Origin of the sequence: Streptomyces sp. UH6 (genome assembly GCF_013421635.1) — a bacterium.
Lineage (GTDB): Bacteria > Actinomycetota > Actinomycetes > Streptomycetales > Streptomycetaceae > Streptomyces > Streptomyces abyssomicinicus.
Window position 1 is genome coordinate 1 of sequence record NZ_JACADT010001027.1, and the last position, 1,969, is coordinate 1,969.

Below are 1,969 nucleotides of genomic sequence, written 5' to 3' on the forward strand. Positions count from 1 at the left end.
TGCTGCTCCCGCGGGCCCGAGGACCGCGCGTCGCCCCCCGGCGGGTCCTCCACCGAGATGCCGAAGTCCGCGGCCAGCCCCTCCAGCCCGTTGGCGTACCCCTCGCCCAGCGCCCGGAACTTCCAGCTCCCGCCCCGGCGGTAGAACTCGCCGCAGATCATGGCGGTCTCCTCGCCGGTCTCCGGCACGATGTCGAAGTACGCCAGCGGATCCCCGTCCGGCACGTCCGCGTCGTACAGCAGGATGCGCAGGTCCTCCACGCGGGAGAACGGCATGCCGTCCGCCGAGGCGACCAGCAGAACACGGCCGACATCCGCCTCGACACCGCTCACGTTCGTCTGGACCGTGTCCGTGAGGCCCTCGGTGACGCGCTTCTTGCCGAGCCGCCAGACCTTCCCGGAGGGATGCCGTGGCTGGTTGTAGAAGACGAAGTCCGCGTCGGAACGCACACGCCCGTCCGTCCCGAGCAGCAGCGCCGAGGCATCCACGTCCGGAGCGCCCGGCCCGGCCGACCACCGGAACACGGCGCGTACCGTGCCCGCCTCCAGCGGGACGTTCGACCCTTTCAGCATCGCGTGCGTCATGCGGGCAATCCTGCCCTCTGGCTCTGGCCAGGACAATGCGGGGGTGGGTACGGACCGGGCGGGGCCACGGACCGGTGTGTCACAGCCAGTAGCGGACATATGCCGGTCACCCGAACTTCACGGACCTCGGGAACTACAGAAATGAATCTGTACGTACTATTACCGGCCACCCTCTTCGGCCGCTGATCTTCACGGGGGACCCCCATGCGTCACTTCGGGCACGTAGCCCCGGAGGTGCGAGAGCGCCTCTTCCACCAGGAGCCCTGCGAGTTCACGGCCGAATCGTCCGCCCCCGTCCTCGCCACCGCGCTGGGCGCCACCCTCTACAGCCCTGCCACCCGCCCGAGACTCGCCGACGACGTCCTCAAGCAGGCCGCCCGCGGCGTCGTCTCGATGGTGCTGTGCCTGGAGGACTCCATCGACGACGCCGACGTCGAGGCCGGCGAGGAGAACCTGGTCCGCCAGTTCGCCGAGCTGGACGCCCGGCTCGGCGAGACCTCCGGGGAACGGCTGCCGCTGCTCTTCGTGCGGGTGCGCCACGCCGGTCAGATCGGCGACCTGGTCCGCCGGTTCGGGCCCTCCGTCCGGCTGCTCTCCGGGTTCGTGGTGCCCAAGTTCACCGCGAGGCACGGCACCCCCTTCCTGGAGGCGGCGGCCGAGGCCGAGGCCGCCGCCGACCGGCGGCTGTTCGTGATGCCGGTCCTGGAGTCCCCGGAACTGCTGTACCTGGAGACGCGGACCGAGACCCTGGCCGGGATCTTCGACGTGGTGGACAAGTACCGGGACCGGGTGCTGGCGCTGCGGCTCGGCGTCACCGACTTCTGCTCCGCGTACGGCCTGCGCCGGGCCCCCGACATGACCGCCTACGACGTCCGGATCGTCGCCTCGGTCATCTCCGACGTGGTCAACGTGCTGGGGCGGGCGGACGGCACCGGGTTCACGGTCACCGGGCCGGTCTGGGAGTACTTCCGGTTGCAGGAACGAATCTTCAAGCCTCAGCTGCGGGAGAGCCCCTTCCGCGGCGACGCCGAGGAACTGCGCGAGACGCTGATCGAGCACGCGCTGGACGGCCTGGTCCGGGAGATCGCCCTGGACCGCGCCAACGGGCTGCTCGGCAAGACCTGCATCCACCCCACGCACGTCCAGCCGGTCCACGCGCTCTCCGTCGTCAGCCACGAGGAGTTCAGCGACGCCCAGGACATCCTGCGGCCCGAGCGGGGCGGCGGCGGCGTGCTGCGGTCGGCGTACACCAACAAGATGAACGAGGTGAAGCCGCACCGGGCGTGGGCCCTGCGGACCATGCTGCGGGCCGAGGTCTTCGGCGTCGCCCACGAGGACGTGGGCTTCGTCGACCTGCTCGCCGCGGCCTCCGACGCCTGCCCGTG

The 1,969-nt window shown here is 70.8% G+C and carries 2 protein-coding genes; one reads left to right on the forward strand and one right to left on the reverse strand.

The annotated features are described in order from the left end of the window. The coding region (locus tag HW445_RS28775; RefSeq protein ID WP_180223774.1) for a TerD family protein at positions 1-584 on the reverse strand (584 nt) is incomplete at its 3' end. A gap of 204 nt (positions 585-788) precedes the next feature. Here HW445_RS28775 and HW445_RS28780 point away from each other — a divergent pair. After that, a partial coding sequence (locus HW445_RS28780; protein ID WP_180223775.1) for an HpcH/HpaI aldolase/citrate lyase family protein occupies positions 789-1,969 on the forward strand: 1,181 nt, incomplete at its 3' end.